Origin of the sequence: Bacillus sp. HMF5848 (assembly GCF_003944835.1) — a bacterium.
Lineage (GTDB): Bacteria > Bacillota > Bacilli > Bacillales > HMF5848 > HMF5848.
This window is the reverse complement of sequence record NZ_RWIV01000001.1, coordinates 3,879,102-3,900,004: the sequence shown is the minus strand read 5'-3', so window position 1 is coordinate 3,900,004 and position 20,903 is coordinate 3,879,102. Positions and strand designations below refer to the sequence as shown.

Below are 20,903 nucleotides of genomic sequence, written 5' to 3'. Positions count from 1 at the left end.
CAGCGTGTCAGACATAATAGTATGCAAAAATATTATCTACAAAGCGGGACATGAAACGATTCTTGAAATAGATTCCTTTTCAGCTAAGCAAGGTGAACAAATTGTTTTAATGGGACCGAGTGGATCGGGTAAAACGACCTTTTTAAAACTCTTGTCGGGCTTGCTACAACCAACAACAGGTAACGTGAATGTTTGTAATGAACCACTGCATGAGCAAGGTGATGCTGAGAGGTTAAAGTTTAGAGCGGAAAAGATTGGAATGGTCTTTCAAGAGTTTAGGCTTTTTCCTTTCATGACGGCGCTAGATAATGTATTAGTGCAGCAGCTAACACGTTCAAAACAACAAGCAAATATCGATAAATCTAAAGCGACTGAACTGTTGATAAATATGGGATTAGAAAATCGAATACATCACAAAGTAGGTGTTTTATCAAGAGGACAGCAGCAGCGTGTGGCCATAGCTCGGGCTCTTATTCATGAGCCTTCTGTTCTTTTAGTAGATGAACCAACGAGCAACCTAGATGTGAGAACTGGTTTAAATATGATGAGTCTTTTACAAGATTATAGCTCAAAAACAAATGCGACCTTAATTACAGTTACGCATGATACGCACATAGCCGACCGTTTTGAAAAACAAATGAAGATGGAACATATTAATAAAGTATATCAACAAGCAATAGCAGAGGTATCACAATGAATCTATTAAAGTTTACGTTATTGAGCCTGAAAGGGCGCGCTTTATCAACTGTATTTACTATTATTGCGATAGCATTGGCAGTGACGTTAACGTTTACCGTCATTCTTGTGTCAACGGGTATTGAAGAAGGAGTAAAAAAACAAGCCGGAGCTTTTGACCTTGTTGTCGGGGCAGAGGGCAGCCCTACTCAGCTTGTGTTAAATAGTATTCTATTTCTTGATACGCCGATAGCTAATATCCCTTATAGTTCGTATGAGGAGTTGCAAAAGGATGAACGGGTTTTAAAGGTGGTACCGTTAGCTCTTGGTGATTATTTTTACGGACAGCCTATTGTCGGTACAACGACGGATTATTTTCTTCCATTTCGCGAAGGACTGCCAGAGAGATTCACCTTGCAGCAAGGCGAGTGGTTTTCGAAAGTGGGCGATGCTGTTCTTGGCTCTTATGTAGCAAGTGCGGCAAGTATGAAAATAGGTGACACATTTTTCGGGAATCATGGTATTGCAGATGATACACATGAGTCACTCGAATATCGTGTTGTTGGGATACTAGAGCCAACTGGAACGGCAGATGACAAAGCAGTATTCACAAAGGTTGATAGTGTGTGGGCTGTACACGGTCATGCTGCTAATGGGGAAGAATCTTATACGGATGAAGAGGATTCACATGTAGATGGGGAAGAATCCCACTCGGAGGAAGAATCGCATGTTACCAAATCAGAGCATGCAACTGAAGAAGAGGTGCATTCGGATGAAGAGGATTCCAAATCGCTACAACAAGAATCTCATTCCGAGGAAAAGGATTCACATACAGAGCAAGAGGAATCTCATACGGATGAAGAGGATGCGCATCCAGAACAAGAGAAATCTCATGTAGGTGCAGACGACGCACATCAATGGGGCGATGAACATGATGAGGAACTACAAATTACAGCGTTACTTGTAAAACCACAATCTCTCGGATTTGTTCCTAGTTTGAAAGAAGAACTGGATAATGTTTCAGGTGTACAAGCTGTGTACCCTGTGAGAATCTTTAGGCAAGTGTTATCAACCTTTTCGTATGGGCAACAAATTGCGCTTATTCTAGCGAGTTCATCCATTGTGTTAGCGGCTTTATTTATTTTATTTACCGTATTAGGCTCTATAGTACAGAGAAAAGAAGAGTTAGCTATTTTAAAAGCAATAGGTGTATCACGACATAAGTTACTTTTGCAATTATTATATGAAGCTGCTTTTATAACAATAATGGGAATTGGAGTAGGATTCTTGATCGCCTTAGGTGCATTTTATTTTATACAAAAAGTAAGTGCTTCGTATGCAGGAATTCTTCTACCAGATGTGACGATAACATGGGAGTTTTTAAAATATGCTCTTTACATGCTGTTAGGTGCTATGACTGTTTCAATTCTACCAGCATTACCAAACTATCTACAGAGGAAGGGGTAAGTCATGAAATATATAGTGACTCTATGTATGGCTGTTTTGCTGTTAACAGGGTGTGGGCAGGAAAGTACCACACAGCCTGCTGCTACACAAGCAGAACCGGAGACATCTGAAAATACTAGTCAGAAACTGATAGAAATAACATTTGATCAATTTTTTACAAAATCAACGACAGGTGATGGACAAATTACGGATGAAATGCTTGCTTTAAACGGGAAAAAAGTTGGGATAAAAGGCTACATGACAGAGCTTACTCCCATTGATAACCGTTTTATTTACTTAGTTCCAACAGCTGGAGCAGCTTGTCCGTTTTGTTCGGCAGATAATCCGAAGTATTTAGAAGCAATAGCAGTATATCCACCAGATGGGAAGACAATGGAGTTTACGCAGGATGGAATATGGGCATATGGTACGCTTGAAGTAGGAGAAGAAATAGATGAAGCGACGGGATTAATTAGTATGTTTCGCTTACAAGCAGATTCGATTGAGTTATTTCAACCGAGATAATATGAAAGGGAGCAAGGTGCTGAAAATAACACCTTGCTCCATTTTTATGTTGACCATAGAGATTGCTGTTTATCTGACTACAGCTGAAACACTCTTTCAACGACCCAATACGCGCCAATTAATATGATTGCAGCAGAACCGTATTGGACATATTTTGTGTACTTAGCTAGCTTTTGTACTCTTGTTAAAATTGGGATAAGAATGGCAACTAACGCGATTTGAATAACTTCAATACCAAGATTGAAGCTTAATAGTGATGCTACTAAATGGCTTTTTGGAATGGTCATCTCAGATAACAGACCTGCAAACCCCAACCCATGTATTAATCCAAACGCAAAGGTTAATCCCCAGCGGTTCTTCACTTCTTTTCTGAAAATATTCTCAATTGCTACATAACAGATACTGAGGGCTATAACAGACTCAACAAAACGTCCTGGTAGTACGAATATATTTAAATATCCTAGTGTTAGTGTAATGCTGTGTGCAACTGTAAAAGAAGTCACAACCATAACTAGTTGCTTAAAAGTTTGTCTTGCTAGAAGTAAAGCAAATAAGAACAATAGATGGTCGTAGCCTGTAATTATGTGCTCCATTCCTAACACAAAAAATTGCCACCATGGGTTCCCTGACACTTGAACCTCTTCCCCTGCGGCTGTTGCTAATTCTACGTTTAGCTCACGGTTATCGCCTTTAAAAAGAAATTCATTAGTAGAATCCCCTTGTTTAATGGATAGAAAATGCGTATATGTTGTGTTGTCCTTTGAATCTTTGTAAAAGTTATCAACAATAGTAATTGTTTCAGATGCATCACTCACTGGGAATGTAAATGAACTTGTTAATACTGTTAAATCATTTTTAGGCTCTAACATCATGTTGGTAATACTCAGACGCTGTGTCATGCCGTTGACTTGGATAGTGAGGTTTCGTCCTATCCATTCGTTAATTGCAGACGTAGCGGACGACACTTCTTCTGTTGATAGCTTCCCATCATTGTTTTGGTCTAAATTTACAGATTCAATAACAGATAATTCATCTATTGAAAATGTGAAGCTAGCTTCATTTTCAGTAATTTCTAAAGTCCCAAAACTAGCACTAAGAGCATGAGCTGATACTGAATAGCTTGTGAATACAGTAGTTAGTAGAATAATAATTAAGGCTATATATGTATTCATGGCAAATAGTTTTTTCACTAGTAATACACCCCTATGTTTTTTTCTTTTAAAGAACAGTTTTAATAGTACCGTAAATAGTTTAACTGATTTCGACATTAATGTTAATTCATTGTAAAAAAAATTGACGAAAAATTTTACATTTATTATATATTTAGTTAATTGATATATGTTAGATTAATATTGGTGGGGATTCCTATTTTCCCATTAGTAAATAGGAATACGTTCCTGAAATAATATTTTTTATTATAAAAAGGGGGAAAAGAACTTGAGTAGATTTTTACGAAAAAATCGCAAATGGGTCTCAATAGCTATGATAGCTATGCTATTAATTAGCTTATTGCCTATGCAACCATTTACAGCAAATGCGGCTGCAACAGATTTGTTCATTTCGGAACATATTGAAGGCGGTAGCTATAACAAAGCTATTGAGATTTATAATGGGACGGGTAGTACAGTTGATTTATCAAATTATTCTGTAGAGCTTTATTCAAATGGGGATACAGCTCCTAAAACAACACTGGCTTTATCAGGGGATTTAGCGGATGGTGATGTAATAGTTATTGCTCATCCGAGTGCTAATGCTGATATTTTAGCGCTTGCTGCCTATCAAGATTTAGTTGCGAATTTCAATGGAGATGATGCGGTTGTCTTGAAAAAAGGTATAGACAATATTGATATTGTTGGTACTGTTGGACAAGCAATTCAAAACACGAAAGACGTAACACTGATTCGTAAAAACTCAGTCACAGCAGGTAGTTTGACTTTTGACTTAAATGATTGGGTACAAGAATCAAAAGATACTATCTCTAACCTAGGCTCTCACACTATGGATACATCAGGTACAGTAATCGATGATGTATACGGTGGAGATGATTCAGTAATAGACGATGTGTATGGAGATTCAGGTTCAGATGATACAGCTGAACCAGCTTTAATACCTATTGCTGACGCTAGAGCTGCAGACCTTGGTACAGAGGTAGCTGTAGAAGGTGTTGTAACTTCAACAGGTACAATTTTTATCCAAGATGAGACAGCTGGTATTAATTTATATAACCAAACCGATTCAGTTGCTTTTACAGAAGGAGATCTAGTAAAAGTAATTGGGACTACAGCAGAATATAATGGTTTAAGAGAAATCAAAGATTTTACAGTTGAAGTTATTTCAAGTGGTAATACACTACCAACTCCTCAAGTGGTTATGATTACTAACGTAAACGAGGATGTTGAAGGAGAGCTTATAAAGCTTGAAAATGTAACAATAGGTACTATTGATACGGGTGGTAACACGTCTTTAACAGATGTTGATGGCAATACGATTAACATCCGTAAAGTACCAGCTTTAACAGATATACAAGAAGGTAACAATGTAGATGTGATTGCAATTGTTTCAGAATATAAAGGTACATATCAATTACATGTAAGGCAAGCTTCTGATGTGACTTTAGCAGAGCCTATTGACTACATCACTATTGCAGAAGCGCGTACTAAAGCTGAAGATGAGACAGTAACTGTTCGTGGTATTGTAACATCAGCTTCAGGCAATATTTATATTCAAGATACAACGGCAGGTATTAACTTATACGGTCAGTCTGATGATGTTGAATTAAAAGAGGGAGACCTTGTTAAGGTAACCGGTATTATCGACGACTATAATGGACTGCTTGAAATCAAAAATTTCACAGTAGATAATGTTGTGTCAGAAGGAAATGTTTTACCAACACCTCAAACTGTAACAATTGATCAAATTGGCGAAACAGTTGAAGGTGAATTAATTAAACTTGAGAATGTGACTATAGGTGCAATTAATCCAAGCGGTAATACGTCACTTACAGATAGTAACAATCAATCTATCAATATCCGTAAAGTGCCGACTTTAACTAATATTTTGGAAGGCGACCTTGTAAACGTAGTAGCAATTGTTTCTCAATATAAGGAAACTTATCAGTTGTTCGTTAGAAAAGCTGATGATGTAGCAGCATTTGCAGGTCCTATTCAAGATCCTACTGTGACAGCTATTGAAGATGCTAAAGCACTTGCGAAAGGTGCTGATGTAACACTTCAAGGTGTTGTTACACATGCTGAAAGAGACACAATTATGTATATCCAAGATGAAACAGCGGGTATACAAATTAACACAAATGGTCAAAACGTTGATTTAACAGCTTACATTGAAGGTGACGAAGTAAAGCTTGTTGGAAAAATGGATCTTTATAATGGTGAAATTCAAGTTAAAGTGGAAGCAGTAGAGAACATTACGAAGTTAGGAACAAAGGCTGTTCCAGCTCCTGTTGTTATCACGCTTGATCAATTAGACGCTAACCAAGGTAAATTGGTTACAGTTGAAATGGTTAAAATCACAGATACTTCAAGTCAATATAGCTTCAAAATTGAAGATTCTGCTAAACGCTCAACATCTTTATACATTGCTAAAGCAGATGATTTTAATGCAACTGATTATACTGTAGGCGAGTACTACAAAATAACAGGTATCGCGGCAGCGTACAATTCACCACAGCTTAAATTACGTAACGGTGTTGACATGGTAAAACAAGCAGCTCCTGAAACGGCTAAACTACCAATTGTCTACAATGTAAAGCCTGCTAAAATGGCAGCTGTGACAGAAACTTTACCGACTATCTCAGGTGAAATTGATCCTGCAGAGGTAGCTATTGATTGGACAAAGGTTACACTATTTGTTGATGGCGTGGACGTGACTGCACAAACAACCTTTAACGAAACAGATTCTACATTCAGCTACACGCCAGCTGCTGAATTAGCAATTGGTGAGCATCAAATTAATGTAGAAGTTGAAGATATTGCTGGTGCGAAAAACACATATGTATCTTTCTTCTACATTCAAGAGTTAAAAGCAGACGATGCATACAACTTCTATTTTGGTGTACCGCATGCTCATACGAGCTTCTCTGATGGCAAAGGAACACCAGCAGATGCGTATCAAATGTCTTATGAGCAAGGTTTAGATTATATGGTAGTAACTGACCATTCAAACTGGTTAGATGGTGATGATTACATCTCAGAGCGGAAAGAATTTGTTGAAAAAGTTGGCTCTGAGTGGGAACAAACAAAGCAAATGGCAGCAGCATTTAATGCAGCACATGCTGGTGAGTTTCTAGCTTTACGTGGTTTTGAAATGACATCAAGCAATTGGGGTCATATCAACGTTTGGAATTCAAACGATTATGTGGAAGCGAAGAAAACTGTAACAGAATTAAACGATTTTTATAATTGGTTAACAACAGAAGAGAATGTTGTAGCGGCGTTCAACCATCCGAACTGGCCAAGTGATTCATTCAACGATTTATCGTATGTACCAGAGATTGACCACTTAATGGCTATGATTGAAGTAGGTAACGGTGCTCCTCCGTATAGCTATGCCCGTGCTGAAGAACATTTCTTCAAAGCAATGGATAACGGCTGGCACGTTGGTGCAATTAACGGTCAAGACAACCACTCTACTAACTGGGGTGTACCTGATAACTTAACAGCTGTTGTTGCTGAAGAATTAACAACAGAATCATTCCTTGAAGCACTAAAGAATCGTCGTGTGTACTCAACAGAAGCTCGTGACACTGAACTTAAGGTAAAAGCGAATGGTTTCTGGATGGGTAGTACATTAGATATAGAAGATGGATCAGATATCAACTTTGAAATCTCAGTAAAAGATTTAGACAACCCTATTGATGAGATTCAAATCATTACAAACGGTGGTAACATTGTAAAGTCAGTAAAAGTTGGTGAACTAACATCTTATGATTGGAATCCAACAATCACAGATGGTGAAGGTGCAAATTGGTATGTTGTTAAGGTTATTCATACAGAGAACCTATGGACAACAGCAAGTGCCATTTTTACATCTGGTGGAGAATTGGATGTTAAATTAACAGGTCTTGATGTAAATCCTGACCCAAGTGTGCCTGGTTCTGAAACAGAATTAAAAGCGACTGTGTCTAACATGGGTGTGCGTCCAGTTGAAAACTTGGAAGTAACATTCTATCGTGGAACAGTTAGCGCAGAAAACCTGATTTCTACTGGTACAATTGAATATATTTCACCAGGTAAAAAAGGTACAACGTCTGTAACGTGGATTCCTGAGCAATCTGGACAAGATAAGATTATTGCTGTTCTAACAGAAATTCCTAACGTTACAACTGTTACTGAAATTCAGAAATCTATAAAAGTTGTACAATCTAACAACAAAAAAGTATTAATTGATGATGCGCATAACAACGCGGACGTACCGGGTTCTATGAACGAGTTTATGGAATTGTTACGTCGTAACGGCTATCAAGCAAAAATTAATACTGACCCTATTACAGCTAGTCTTTTAGCAGATTATGATGTATTAGTTGTAAATGCACCTGATAAAAACTTTACGCAGGATGAAATTACAGCAATTAACAGCTGGGTCCAAGCTGGTGGCTCATTAATGCTTGCATCTAAATCGAACTTTAACTTTGATAATCAAAAGTTAAATCCAGTGTTAGAAGCTATTGGTTCAGGTATTCGTATTAACAACGACAACGTATATGAGCCAAATACATCTGATAAGTTTAGTGGTGGTATGAAATGGTCTGTGTATGCTTACACGATGCCTTCAACTATCAGTGGTTTAAATGACAACTTAGAAGCAATTCGTTTCTTCAGTGGTTCATCACTTGTTGATGAAAACTTAGGAGCATTAACAAATGACCCAGCTACAGGTCTTGAAATCTTAGTAGCGGGTAACCCAACATCTTATAACTATAGTGTAGCTGATGGCTTCTATACGTATAACGAAGCTATTGGAACAGAAGATGATCCGAACCAAACATCTGGACCTGATGGAGCAGATATTCCTATCGTTGCAAAAGAATATGTAGGTGAAGGTCGTGTTATCGTAGCAGGTCGTCACTTCTATTCTGACTATGAAATTGTTAATGATGTAAGTAACACTTCATTTACTTTAACAGCAATGGATTGGTTAGCTGATTATGATCGAATTCAACCAATTGGTCAAGTTCGTGAGACAGCTGAAGAAGGGGACATTGTAACTGTAAAAGGTGTTGTAACAGCACCTACAGGTAAGTTCTTTGACACAGTGTATATTCAAGATGAAACGGGTGGTATTTCACTATTCGGTTCACAAGGTAAAGATTTACCGGTTGGAACAGTTGTTATTGCTACAGGTGGTGTCACATTCTTCGAGGGTGAAATGGAGTTAGAGTACGAGAATTTCGATATGGAAATTCTTTACGTAGGTCCGGGAACAGAAATTCAACCTCGTGATGTTTCAGCGCAAGATGTAGTGGATGGCACATACAATGGTCAATTAGTAAAATTAGAAGGTACTCTTACTGAAATTAACGATGCAGGAAGTTTCATGCTAGTTAATGACGGTGTAACGGATGCACATATTCTTACTGATGGATACTTACCATTAGGACTTGAAAGATTTGATGTAGGAGATTACATCTCAGTTCAAGGTATTGCATCTTCAGGTGCAGCAGGCAATCGCATTCGCGTTCGTTTTGCTGAAGATTTAAACTTCACAACTGAAAAGTTCAGTTTAACAGTAATGCACACAAATGATACTCATGCTCACTTAGATGATGTAGCAAAACGTATCACAGCAGTTAACGAAGTGCGTAGTGAAGTAGTTAATTCCATCTTATTAGATGCAGGTGACGTATTCTCAGGAACGTTATTCTTCAATCTGTATGAAGGTCTTGCAGATGTAGAGTTTATGAATATGATGGGCTACGATGCTATGGTTCCAGGTAACCATGAGTTCGATAAGGGTCCTGAAGTGTTAGCTAACTTTATTAAGGCAGCGAACTTCCCGATTGTGAGTGCAAATATTAATTACACTAACGAATCACATTTAAGTGATTTTTATAAAGATGAAATTGGTAACCCAGGTGTTGCAAATAGCATTTACCCGGCTGTTGTGCTTGATGTGAACGGTGAAAAGATTGGAGTATTCGGTTTAACAACTGAAGAAACAGCTATTTTAGCAAACCCAGGCGAAAACATCATCTTCGAAAACTATCTAGAAAAAGCATCTGAAACGATTGGTATGCTTCAAACTCAAGGTGTAAATAAGATCATTGCTTTAACGCATTTAGGCTACAAGTATGATCAAATCTTAGCTAACGAAGTAGAAGGTATTGATATCATCGTAGGTGGCCATAGCCATACTCAATTAGATGCTCCAACTGTATTTAATGTTGATTCAGAACCAACTATCATTGTTCAAGCTTCGGAATATGGTGAATTATTAGGTCGTCTAGATGTAAAATTCGATACAACTGGTATTTTAACGGCATGGAATGAAGCATTGCTAGAAGTATCAACTTATACAGAAGATGCTACTGCACAAGCGCGTATAGCTGAATTAGCAGCTCCGCTTGAAGCGTTAAAAGCTACTATTGTAGGTAAAACAGCAGTAGAATTAAACGGTGAACGTGCTGATGTTCGTTCTAAAGAGACAAATCTAGGTAACTTGATCGCTGATGCGATGCTTTGGAAAGCGCAGGAAAACGGTAATGCTACGATTGCAATTCAAAATGGTGGAGGCATTCGTGCTTCAATAGATGCGGGTGAGATCTCTTTAGGTGAAGTGTTAACAACGATGCCGTTTGGTAATACGTTAGTTACTCTAGAATTAACAGGAGCAGAAGTTATTGAAGCTCTTGAGAACGGCGTAAGTAAAGTAGAAGAAAACGCTGGTCGATTCCCGCACGTAGCTGGTATGAAGTTTTCGTTTGATGCCTTACAACCGGCTGGTAGTCGCGTATATGACGTTCAGGTTGAGACTGCAACAGGCTATGAACCGATTGAATTAACAGCATCATATGTGGTTGCTACAAATGCATATGTTGCTGATGGTGGAGATGGTTACACAACTTTCAAAACAGCTAAAGAAGATGGTCGTATGACGGAGTTATTCTTCGTAGATTATGACGTGTTTACTAGCTATTTAGATGCTGTTGGCGAGGTTAATCCACAGGTTGAAGGTAGAATTATAGCAGCGCCTATGAACTCTGTAGAAATTGAGTTAACTGTAGATCCGATATCTACACAATCAACTAAGGTGACAGGAACTGCTACACCGGGTACAACTGTAACAGCAAAAGCTGGAGATGTTGTATTAGGTACAGCAACAGTACAACAAGATGGCACATATGAAATTGTGATTCCTGCTCAAGAGAATCAAGCTCAGATTGTTGTTATAGCAGAGGATATTAATGGTAACTCGAAAGAAGTTACAACAACAGTTGACGGCATTGATGAATGTTTTATCGCTACAGCTGCATTCGGTACGAAGTTCCATAGTCAAGTTACATTATTACGTAACTTCCGTGACCAAGTGCTATTAACAAATGCATTAGGTGCTAAATTCGTAGACTTCTACTATGAAGTGTCACCTCCAATTGCACAAGCAATTGCAGACAATGCATTCTTAAAAGGAGCAGTTCGTGTTATGCTTGCTCCAGCTGTTGGTGTCGTATATGGAATCTTCCATCCAGGCGCTGGTGCAGTAGTTGTATTAATGATCTTAGCTTTAACAGCTTTCGTATATCGTCGTAAGCTTATCAAACTATAGAACTATAGCTAGAAGAGAAACCGAGGCATAATTGCCTCGGTTTTTTTCTGTAATCACATGCTTGTTGTATGTTGTTTTTTGCTCTTATCATTATCAAAATATAGTACTAAGGTACTGAATAGTCCTATAAAGTACTATAAATTTTTAAATAATTAGGTGAAGTGTCGATAAATTTTGTTCAATTTTTACAAAAATGTACGAAAATTTACTTATATTTTTGGTATAATTTATCATGTATGTAAAAAAACCGTAATTATATAGGAAAATAGGAGGGTAATAATTTGACTAGGACATCGAAAGTGTATCGTCGCTATATGGCATCAGCTGTCACAGCGACTATTGTGGCAAGTTCTTTAACACCACTCTCGGCTGTACAAGCTGCGGAAGGGTCACAAACATTGCTAGACGTTAATGAAGCTAGCTTTGGTTACAATGAAATAATGTACATGTTAGCGAATGGCATTGTTACGGGCTATGATGATGGTACATATAAGCCGAACAATAGTATTTCACGTGAACATGCTGCCGTTATTTTGTCAAGAGCATTTAATCTACAACCACCGTCAGAATTAAATAGTTTTATAGATATACCTGCAAATTATCTTTATGCGAAGGAAATTGCGGCGGTTAAAGAGTTTGGTATTTTCAGAGGAACAGATGCAGGGGAGTTCCTACCAAAAGAATCGTTAACTCGCGAGCAAATGGCGACTATTTTAGTACGCGCTTTCAATTTACAAGCAAACGATACATCTGTTAATTTATCTGATTTACAAGCAGTGTCACCATCTCACCTTGAGAATGTCAAAATTTTGTACCAAAATGGCATTACAACAGGTAAAGATGATGGCACATATGCACCGCATGATCCCGTTACACGTGCGCAAATGGCTGTGTTCTTATATCGTGTAATAGGCGAGCAGATCTCAACTGTAGAAGCTGTCGCAAACGGTGTCGTAACCGTTGATGGTGTTGCCTATACAGTAGTAGAAAGCTTACAGCCACTATTCACAGAAGGTAATACAGCGGCGCTTCAAGGTGCTAACATTGTGTTTGAAGAAGAAGAAAGCGTCATCACATCTATCTCACAATTAACTATTAATAATAGTGGTAACTTCCCGACACTTGGCCAAAAGGAGTTTGAAGGCAACCTCGTTTTTGACGGTGGTGGTGTTGAGCTTCCTGGAAACGTAGTAGTGAATGGTGATTTCATTACGATCAATAACCTAACAGTCACTGGAGACCTAACAATAAGTGAGCAAGTAAAACATGACTTTTTAGGACAAAACGTAACTGTTGTAGGTAAAACAACTGTCAACGGGGGAGACAGCAACACAGTTGTCTTTGAAGAATCAACTCTTAATAACACAGAAGTTAATAAAAAAGACGTCCGCGTTGAGTTGAAAAAGTCGAAAATCAACTCCATGACCGTGCAAACAACAGCTATCATCGATTCAGACACAACCATTCCTGTTTTAAAATTAACGGGTGCTATTGATAAAATTGAATTGAATGCTGACATCGATGAATTAGAAGTAGCAAGTGAAAATGAAGTTAAGCTTAATGGAACAGGTAAAATTAAAAAACTTTCTATCTCTGGTAATAAGCCAGTTGTCATTGAGAGTGTTGGTTCAATTGAAGAATTAGTAGTAGAAAATGTAGACGTGAAAATTACACTTCCTAAAGGTACGGTTGTGAAGAAGGTGACTTTACCTGAAGGGAAAAAGCTTGAAGATGTTATAGAAAATCCTGAAGATATTGAAGTGAAACCTGATCCGATTACTACACCACCTAGTAGCGGTGGAAGTGATAGAGGTGATAGAACCCCACCAGTTATCACTCTCACAGGTGAAGAGATTATTGAGTTAGTAGTAGGCGAAACATACACTGAACCAGGTGTTACTGTTACGGATAATAAGGATAAAAACGTTGAAGCTGTTATTACAGGCGAAGTAAATACGTCTGAAGTGGGCGTGTATACGATTACGTACACAGCTACGGACAAAAAAGATAACACAGCAACGAAAACACGTACTGTATTAGTCAAACCAACAGTGCCAACCGTAACAGTGTTAGGGCAAACCGTCACGGTCAACGCAATACAAGGGTTAGAAGTTGTTTTATACAGTGAAGATGGTACGGAAGTAGCACGAAAAACAGCAGATTCTACAACTGTGACATTCGAAAATGTAGACTATGGCGCTGGCTATTATGTTAAGCAGTTAAAAGCTGATGATACGTATGACTTGAGTGCGCAATCGGTTGCTTTTGATGTAATCGAGTGGACTCTAGCGAAAATGACAGAGCACATCACATCTTTAGAAACATTAGTAATTACTACTGATTTAGTCAGTGATACAGCAGCACTAAACGACGCGAAAAATCGATATGCAGTAGCCTCTGCTCTCATTGATACAGTTCAAGGTGACGCAGCAGCTATTAAGGAATTAAAAGCTAAGCTGAGCACTTTATCGGCTATGATTACTGCATCTGACGATGTTGCAACATTAAATGCAGCGGTAGCAGGAGATATTATTGATAGCGAAAAGGTTGCAGAAGCTAAAGTAGCTTTAAAAGAAGCGAACCTATCTGTTGCTAACCTGCAAGATGGTGCTAAAAAGCAACAACTAGAAGCGTATGTTGCAACAGCGCAACAAAAAATTATGAAAGCTGAAGGAGAACTATATCTTGTCAAAAAGCTCTCTTCTGTTTTAGACCAGATTGATAGTACATTAGCAGAAGACTTAACGGATGCAGATGATATTGAGTCTTTACAATCTCTAGAAGACGAGGCTACAAGATTACTCGCGCTTCTATCTAGTTCTGCTAAAAAGACTGAATTAGAAGATCGCTTTGCTGTTCAACAGCAACAAATTGCTAACGCAGTTGATGTGTTCGCTAAAATTCCTAAAGTGGAGTCGATTCAGTTAAGCGGGGTACCTTTCTCAGAAATTGACAATGGCTACGTAACACTTTTACCAAGTGATACAGTAATTGACATGATTGAGTTCAAGGGCTTGACAGTCGATACGAAATATAAACTTGTTGGTTTTACAGCAAAAGATGGAACAAGAAATCTACTTAGCTTAGTAGAAGAAGATAAACGCGGTGGCCGTATGGACCAAGGCGATGGTCAAATTAGCCTTCGTGAGTTAATCCCAGCTGAGGTACTAACTATCATAGGTGAGGACGATCTTAAAGCTAGCATGCTAGCAGACTTCGCTCCGCTTGCTGTAACACTCGAACTTACGAATGCAAATGATAAGTCTATTCCAACTACAACTTACACACTCAAGGTGGAAGTGGGTGGCTCAACAGCTTCCGTGGTTGAAACAAAGGTAGCTGAGTTCGAATCAGCAGCATTAACAAGCTTAGACGAGGTAGAACAAGCTTTAAAAGCTGAAGAGACTGCAAGAAAGTATGTAGAACTATTACCTACAGCAGAAAGACAGGCGTATATAGATCGTATTGATGCAAAAGCTGCCATCGTTGAAGTTGCGCTAAATGTGTATATCTGGGAAGCAGACGTTATGAATAACAACTTAATAGCTGACCAAACATTACTAACTTCACTTCTGGCAGACTATGATTCTATTAAGCTAAGTGTCGATAATCTTGAAGATGATGGGCTGCAATCAACTTTACGTACCGCATTAGACGATGCATACAAGTTTGTAGAAGCTAGTGAAAGTGTAATAGACTTCCAAGCTGCATACGATGATTTATCGACTCCAGCACTTCAACAAGCTGCTTATATACAGTACGAAATGACTGAGAATATCATAGAAGCACTACCTGATGGAGAGAAGAAAGAGGATATTTTACAGACCTTTACACTAGAGGTTGAAGTATACGCAGCGTTATTAAATGCTAGAGCGGTTACAGCAGTTCGGAGTTATGAAGCTATCACGGAAGATACTCTTAGTGAGGCCGATGATGCTAAGGCTGCAGCAGAAGCTGTTGTACAGTATCTTGAAGACTTGTACAATAGCCAATACATTGTCTTGTCAGAGCGTATTAGCACGAAGACAGATGAAATCAATGCTATTAAGCTAGTAATAGAGCTAGAAGCATTAACAATCGAAACAGAAGACGATGCAAGAGCTGCTATGGATCAAGTAACACTTGCTAGAGTGGCTGTATCTAAAGTGCAAAATGAAGACGTTAAGCAAGACTTAACAGTAAGAATTGATGATATTGATGCAAAAATTGATAGTCTGTTAGACCCTGTTGAACAAACAAAGCGTCTGTTGTCACAGCTTAAAACGGTAGTGGAAGGTCCTCTCAATACGGCTGACTTATTAGCGACAGCAGAAGAACTAGCAAGCGCTGTGCAAACGAAGCTAGATTTAGTTGACGATACTGCACCTGAAAAACAAGAGCTTATCGATGAATTGGCAGAATATAATGCAAAGATTCAACAAGCAAAAACTTTATACAATGTAACGGTTCAAGTATCTAATCTTGAAGCGGACGTAGCAATAGATTTAGTGAAAAATCCAGCAAAGCTTGCGGAGCTTGAAGGTTTATATGACTCTGTTTACAGCAGCGTTGTCGACCTAGGTAATGACAGTCTGACAAATCGCTTACAGCAAGTAAAATATATTCTTGATGCATCAACAGGAATCGTCGCAGCGTATGAGAATATATTGAACCCTTCAGTAGCAGCGGAGTTTATTAATGAAGCAGAAAGCAATGCTCAATTAGTGCAAAATGCAGATAAAAGAAACGAATTAAATAGCTATGTAACAAAAGCTAGTGAAGAAATTACTATTGTTGATACTATTTTAAGTCTTCAATCGTTTGTTATTGATACAGACTTAGTAAGTCAACCAACAGATTTAGCGATGGCTACTAATGATTATCAAACAGTAATTCTACAATTGCCAAAGCTTACACAGACAGATGTGAAAACTCAGCTGAAGGCTCTATTGATGGATATCAACTCAGTCATTACGAGTAGTAAAATAGTAGCGAATGCATACAACACATCATTAAATTTAACAGAAGAAAATGTGGAAGAAGCGACTAGCCTTCATGAATCCGCACTAGCATCTGTTAATGACTTAGCATTGATTTATCCAACAAAAGCGGCAGAATTAGATGCTTATGTAAAAATCGCACAAAGCAATATAGATAGTTTCCTAGGTGTGTTACCTACGCCTTCAGTTACTGGTTTCACTTTAGGTGACAGTGCATTCACAGTAGCTGGCACAACAGTGACAGGCGATGTAAGCTATGATGAAATCATTAAGTTCATGCACTTAACAGTAGATGAAGCTGCTAACTATGAAATTGTTAATGTATTTGATAGCAATGGAACAGATTGGATTGCTAAACTTGGTTTAGAAGCTAGCGGTAGCTTAGTAGAAGGTGAAAATGAGCTAAACCTTCTAGAGCTAGTAGGTCTCGGTTCTCTATCAGGTGTTCGTGCTGAGCTTATTAGTAAAATTACAGATACACTCGATATTCGCGTGAAAATTAGTAATAAATATGATGATAGCAAATCAGAAGTGTACACAATTAAGATTCAATTCGTAGGAGAACAAGCACCTCCAATTGACGAATTTGCGCTTCTAAGCCTGAAAGAGCTTTATAACCTGTTAACACCGGAGGGGAAAGCAGCATTTAAACAGGCGGCAGAGTCAGTTAACGACTTAACAACTGATGATTGGAATGAAATTCTCGGCGAGACAGGTGTCACATTAGATGCTAAGCTTGCTGAAGCTAATCTAGACGTAACTTCAACAGACATCATGACAGATGCAGCAGCTATCTTACTGAGTACAAATGCAGCAGAACTAGATGAAAGCATTGCTCAATTCCGCCAAGCATATGCATCATCATTCTTTGCTCTTGCAGGGGCAGACGTAACGTTAGACGAGTGGTTAGAATTTGCGTTTGCGGTGGAATATGAAATTTTAACAAATCGTTATAACGAAGCGTTAGAAATTCTTACGTCTCCAAATCGTACAAATGAAAGTTATATTGAATTTGTACGTGATGTGAAAAATGACCTTGTTAGTGAGAATGAGGACTACAAGAGATTAAATGATATTGTAACAAACGAACTAGGTATCGCATTAGAAGATGTATTTGCAGTAAAAGATCGACTTGTAGCTAAGCTAGAAGCGGACAATGTTCAATCATTAAGAAGTGCCTTATTAGATGCCGGTCAAGTGTACGTAGCGATGCTTACCATTCAATCTGCTTACTTTAACTTATCAGCAGAAGGACAAGAGCTCGTAGTGGATACACTTTATACCGTTGAATCGTTTACAGACCAAGACTGGACAGACATTTTAGGTGAAGATACAAAAGCAAGAATAGATGCTGCAACTGGTAATCAAACGGCAGCTATGCTAGAGGATCTTTTCACTATTATGTTTAACATTGACACATATGAATTGCCAAAGCTTATCACGGACTTCCGTACTGCTTACAAGGAAGAATTTGATGCGCTATTTGGACCAGACGTAACAGTAGATATGATGCTTCGTTTCGCAGCTGCGTTCGAACAAGAATTGATGAGTGACTATGATACATTACTAGCATTCGCAACTGATCCATCATACACTGTTGATGATTATGTGACATATGTTCGTTCAGTAAAAAATAATGTTTTAGCTAAATATCCGGAGTATCAATTGCTAAATGAGCAAATTCGCGATGGTCTTGGCATGTCATTGGATGAACTTGTCTTTTCTGGACAAACATTCATTCAAAAGCTAGCAGACAACGGCATTGATACAAATGCGCTTATCCGGGAGCTGGCTTTCGCATTTATCGGTACAGACATTATCATAGATGACGGACTTGTTATTGATATGGTTATGTACTTGTATGACTTTTTATCTGATGAAGGAAAAGCAGCTTACAAGCTAGCGGTAGAACAGTTAAATAATGTTTCCGCTGATCAATGGGCGTCAGCGCTAGGGGATGTCGGGCAGGCTTTAGATGAAAAGCTAACAGCGGCAGGCTTTTCTACAACATCGCAAGACATTATGGAAGACTTGTTAACAGTTTTACTTAGTGATGATGTAGCAACTCTAGAAGCGAATGTAGAGCAGTTCCGTGCTACGTATGCTGATGAGTTTGATGCTATTTTCGGCGCAGACTTGACAGTTGAAAAGCTACTTGAGCTATTCTTCACCATTGAGTATGAAATGGTTACAAACAACTGGCAAGAAGCATTGCAGCTGTTAACAGATTCAAATAGCACAAACGAACAGTACGCGGCATTCATTCAAAAAGTGAAAAATGATGTGCTTGCGCAATATCCAGATTATCAAGCTATAGATGAAGTGTTCACACGAGAATTAGGCATCTCTATTGAAGCTCTATTTGTTGTAAAAGATAATGTCTTAGAGCTGATTGAAGAAAATATAGAGTCACCGTTACGTACAGCAATGATTGATGCAGCACAGCTGTATATCGCCATGTCCCGCATAAGTAATCTGTATTATAGTCTTGAGCCAGAAGGACAAGCAGCTTATGAAAACCTTGTATTAAATGTTCAAAGCTTTACAGATGAAGAGTGGACAGCAATATTAGGCGATGTGAAAACAACTGTAGATGCTAAGATTGATGGTAACTTTACTGATATCGTAGCAGATCTTGTTTCTATCTTATTATCAGTTGATGATGTACAAGTAATTGAGGATATTAAGCAATTCCGTGCAAATTATGCAGACGAATTTGATGCGATATTCGGTGCCGATGTTACAGTTGACCATTTAATTCGTTTTGTAGTAGCAGTTGAGGCTCGTTTACTAGGTGATCCATATAGTGGACTAGCTCTTCTAGGTGAAGAAGCACGTCAGATTACAGAATATAGACAATTCATTGTTGATGTAGTAAATGATGTGAAGGCTGAAGACAGCAGAAACGCAATAGTTGTAGACGCTGTGAAACAAGAGCTAGGCATGCCAATTGAGACATTCATCGATGTTCTCATAGCATTTGATCAAATGCTTCTATCCAAAGGTAGTAATGTAAAGGAAGTTATGCAGTACTTTGCGTTAGCTGCTTTAGAATCAAATTCAATTGATTTATCACAGCTTGACATTGAAGAAGTGAATGTACAGTCTATGTCATACAACGTAGATGACAATACATTACAAGTAGTAGGGTCATTTGCTGATGCTGACATCGACCTTACAAAACTAGTATTCAGTGTTGAAAGTACGGAGTATGATTTACTTACTACTACGAGTGCAGTTACTGTTGATGGTGACACAATCACGATCCAGTTAACAGATGAAGACGCAACTAGCTTTGAAACACTAATTGCTGGTGAAGACTACGTATTAATAGCAGAAGCTGGATTTCTAGAAAATGAATATGTAGAATCAACTCGATTCGAAGAATAAACAAAAGGCAGCATGGGGGTTCCCATGCTGCCTTGGCAGTATGGGGACGGTTCTCATACTGCCTACTTATTTTTTCGTTATATTACTTATTTTTCCGGTTAAAAATGTGAGACGCGAACTCTCCTTGGCACATTATTTTTCTATTGAATGCCAAGAGGCCGCACCTATTATTTTAAATTATTAATAGCGTGACGAAGTAAAGCATTGCGTCTTTCTTTTTTCGCTTTATTGTATGCATCTTTAAATTCTTTAGCGTGCTCTTTACTGTAACCGTTATTTACAAGCTCTTTTTCTAAAGCGGCATAGATAGTATTAAAGACCTGGTTTGTTTTAGTTTCTAACGCCTCACCGGCATCTGTGTATTTAGTGTAAAAATAACTAAATGAGATTGATTCTCCGTTTTGTTTCTTTTCTTTATACTCTGCAATAGCACGATTCACTAGTGAGTTCACTTTATTATTTGCTTGAGTTTCTAAGTCTTTAAAAACTGGCATATAGCTACTTTTAATCTCTGCTACAGTTACAGTTACTTCGTCTTCAGTATCTTTTGCTTCATTAGTACTTTCAGAGGGTTGACTAGTACTATTTTCCTTATTGCTAGAACTATCGGTTGAACTGTTCTGTTGTTTTTTTACAGGATCCTTTGTAACGTTTTTTGCTTCGCTGTCTGAATCAGCTTGATTCTGTGAAGTAGTAGCTTTATCTGAAGCCGTCGTCTCCGTTTCTACCTGTTCATCCTCTTGATCTATCTTCTTCTCTGTTTTCTCGTCATCTTCAGTATTTCCAGTTTTTTCATTAGAAGTACTAGTGGGTAATTCTATGTTATAATCAGTATCTGTGATGGCTTCTACTGTATCATCCTCAGCGATTTCCTGCTGTTTTATCTCAAGGTTATAATATACAGTTCCAGCTATTCCAATTAGTATAACTAGTGTTATAATAGTTGCTATGTGCCAACGTTTCATCAGCTTTCTCCTTCCAAATGATGTACATGGAGATTGTAACATAAACAAGTAAATAAAGAATAGTACCAATAATTCGTAATAATAGTACTTCACGTTTGTCGAAATAGATAGTATTATAGGATAATAGGAAAATAATCAACAGGTA

The 20,903-nt window shown here is 38.2% G+C and carries 7 protein-coding genes; 5 read left to right on the top strand and 2 right to left on the bottom strand.

Annotated features, from left to right (window positions below):
* The first annotated feature begins 4 nt into the window (after window positions 1–4).
* From EJF36_RS18540 to EJF36_RS18530, 3 genes are read left to right on the top strand one after another with little or no spacing between them, the layout of a single operon-like run.
* Complete coding sequence (locus tag EJF36_RS18540) at window positions 5–697, top strand: ABC transporter ATP-binding protein (protein ID WP_185806963.1); 693 nt, start codon at window positions 5–7, stop codon at window positions 695–697.
* Entirely contained in the window at window positions 694–2,142 is a 1,449-nt protein-coding gene (locus EJF36_RS18535; protein WP_125907718.1) for an ABC transporter permease, read from the top strand. The genes EJF36_RS18540 and EJF36_RS18535 overlap by 4 nt, the downstream gene beginning before the upstream one ends.
* 3 nt (window positions 2,143–2,145) lie before the next feature.
* Window positions 2,146–2,646, top strand: coding sequence for a hypothetical protein (locus tag EJF36_RS18530; protein ID WP_125907717.1), 501 nt, complete (start codon window positions 2,146–2,148; stop codon window positions 2,644–2,646).
* 77 nt (window positions 2,647–2,723) lie between these two features.
* Here EJF36_RS18530 and EJF36_RS18525 read toward each other — a convergent pair whose 3' ends face one another.
* The gene (locus tag EJF36_RS18525) at window positions 2,724–3,836 is read right to left on the bottom strand and encodes a HupE/UreJ family protein (RefSeq protein WP_185806962.1); all 1,113 of its coding nucleotides are present in this window, start codon (window positions 3,834–3,836) and stop codon (window positions 2,724–2,726) included.
* A 247-nt stretch (window positions 3,837–4,083) separates the two neighbouring features.
* On the opposite strand from EJF36_RS18525, the gene EJF36_RS18520 reads away from it, so the two are divergent.
* Together EJF36_RS18520 and EJF36_RS18515 are read left to right on the top strand one after the other, a co-directional pair.
* Window positions 4,084–11,424, top strand: coding sequence for a DUF4350 domain-containing protein (locus tag EJF36_RS18520; RefSeq protein ID WP_125907715.1), 7,341 nt, complete (start codon window positions 4,084–4,086; stop codon window positions 11,422–11,424).
* 281 nt (window positions 11,425–11,705) lie between these two features.
* Entirely contained in the window at window positions 11,706–19,793 is an 8,088-nt protein-coding gene (locus EJF36_RS18515) for an S-layer homology domain-containing protein (protein ID WP_125907714.1), read from the top strand.
* Between the two features lie 167 nt (window positions 19,794–19,960).
* Here the strand turns inward: EJF36_RS18515 and EJF36_RS18510 are convergent, their stop codons facing one another.
* On the bottom strand, window positions 19,961–20,758 hold the full coding sequence (locus tag EJF36_RS18510; protein ID WP_125907713.1) for a hypothetical protein: 798 nt from the start codon (window positions 20,756–20,758) through the stop codon (window positions 19,961–19,963).
* Window positions 20,759–20,903: the final 145 nt, after the last annotated feature.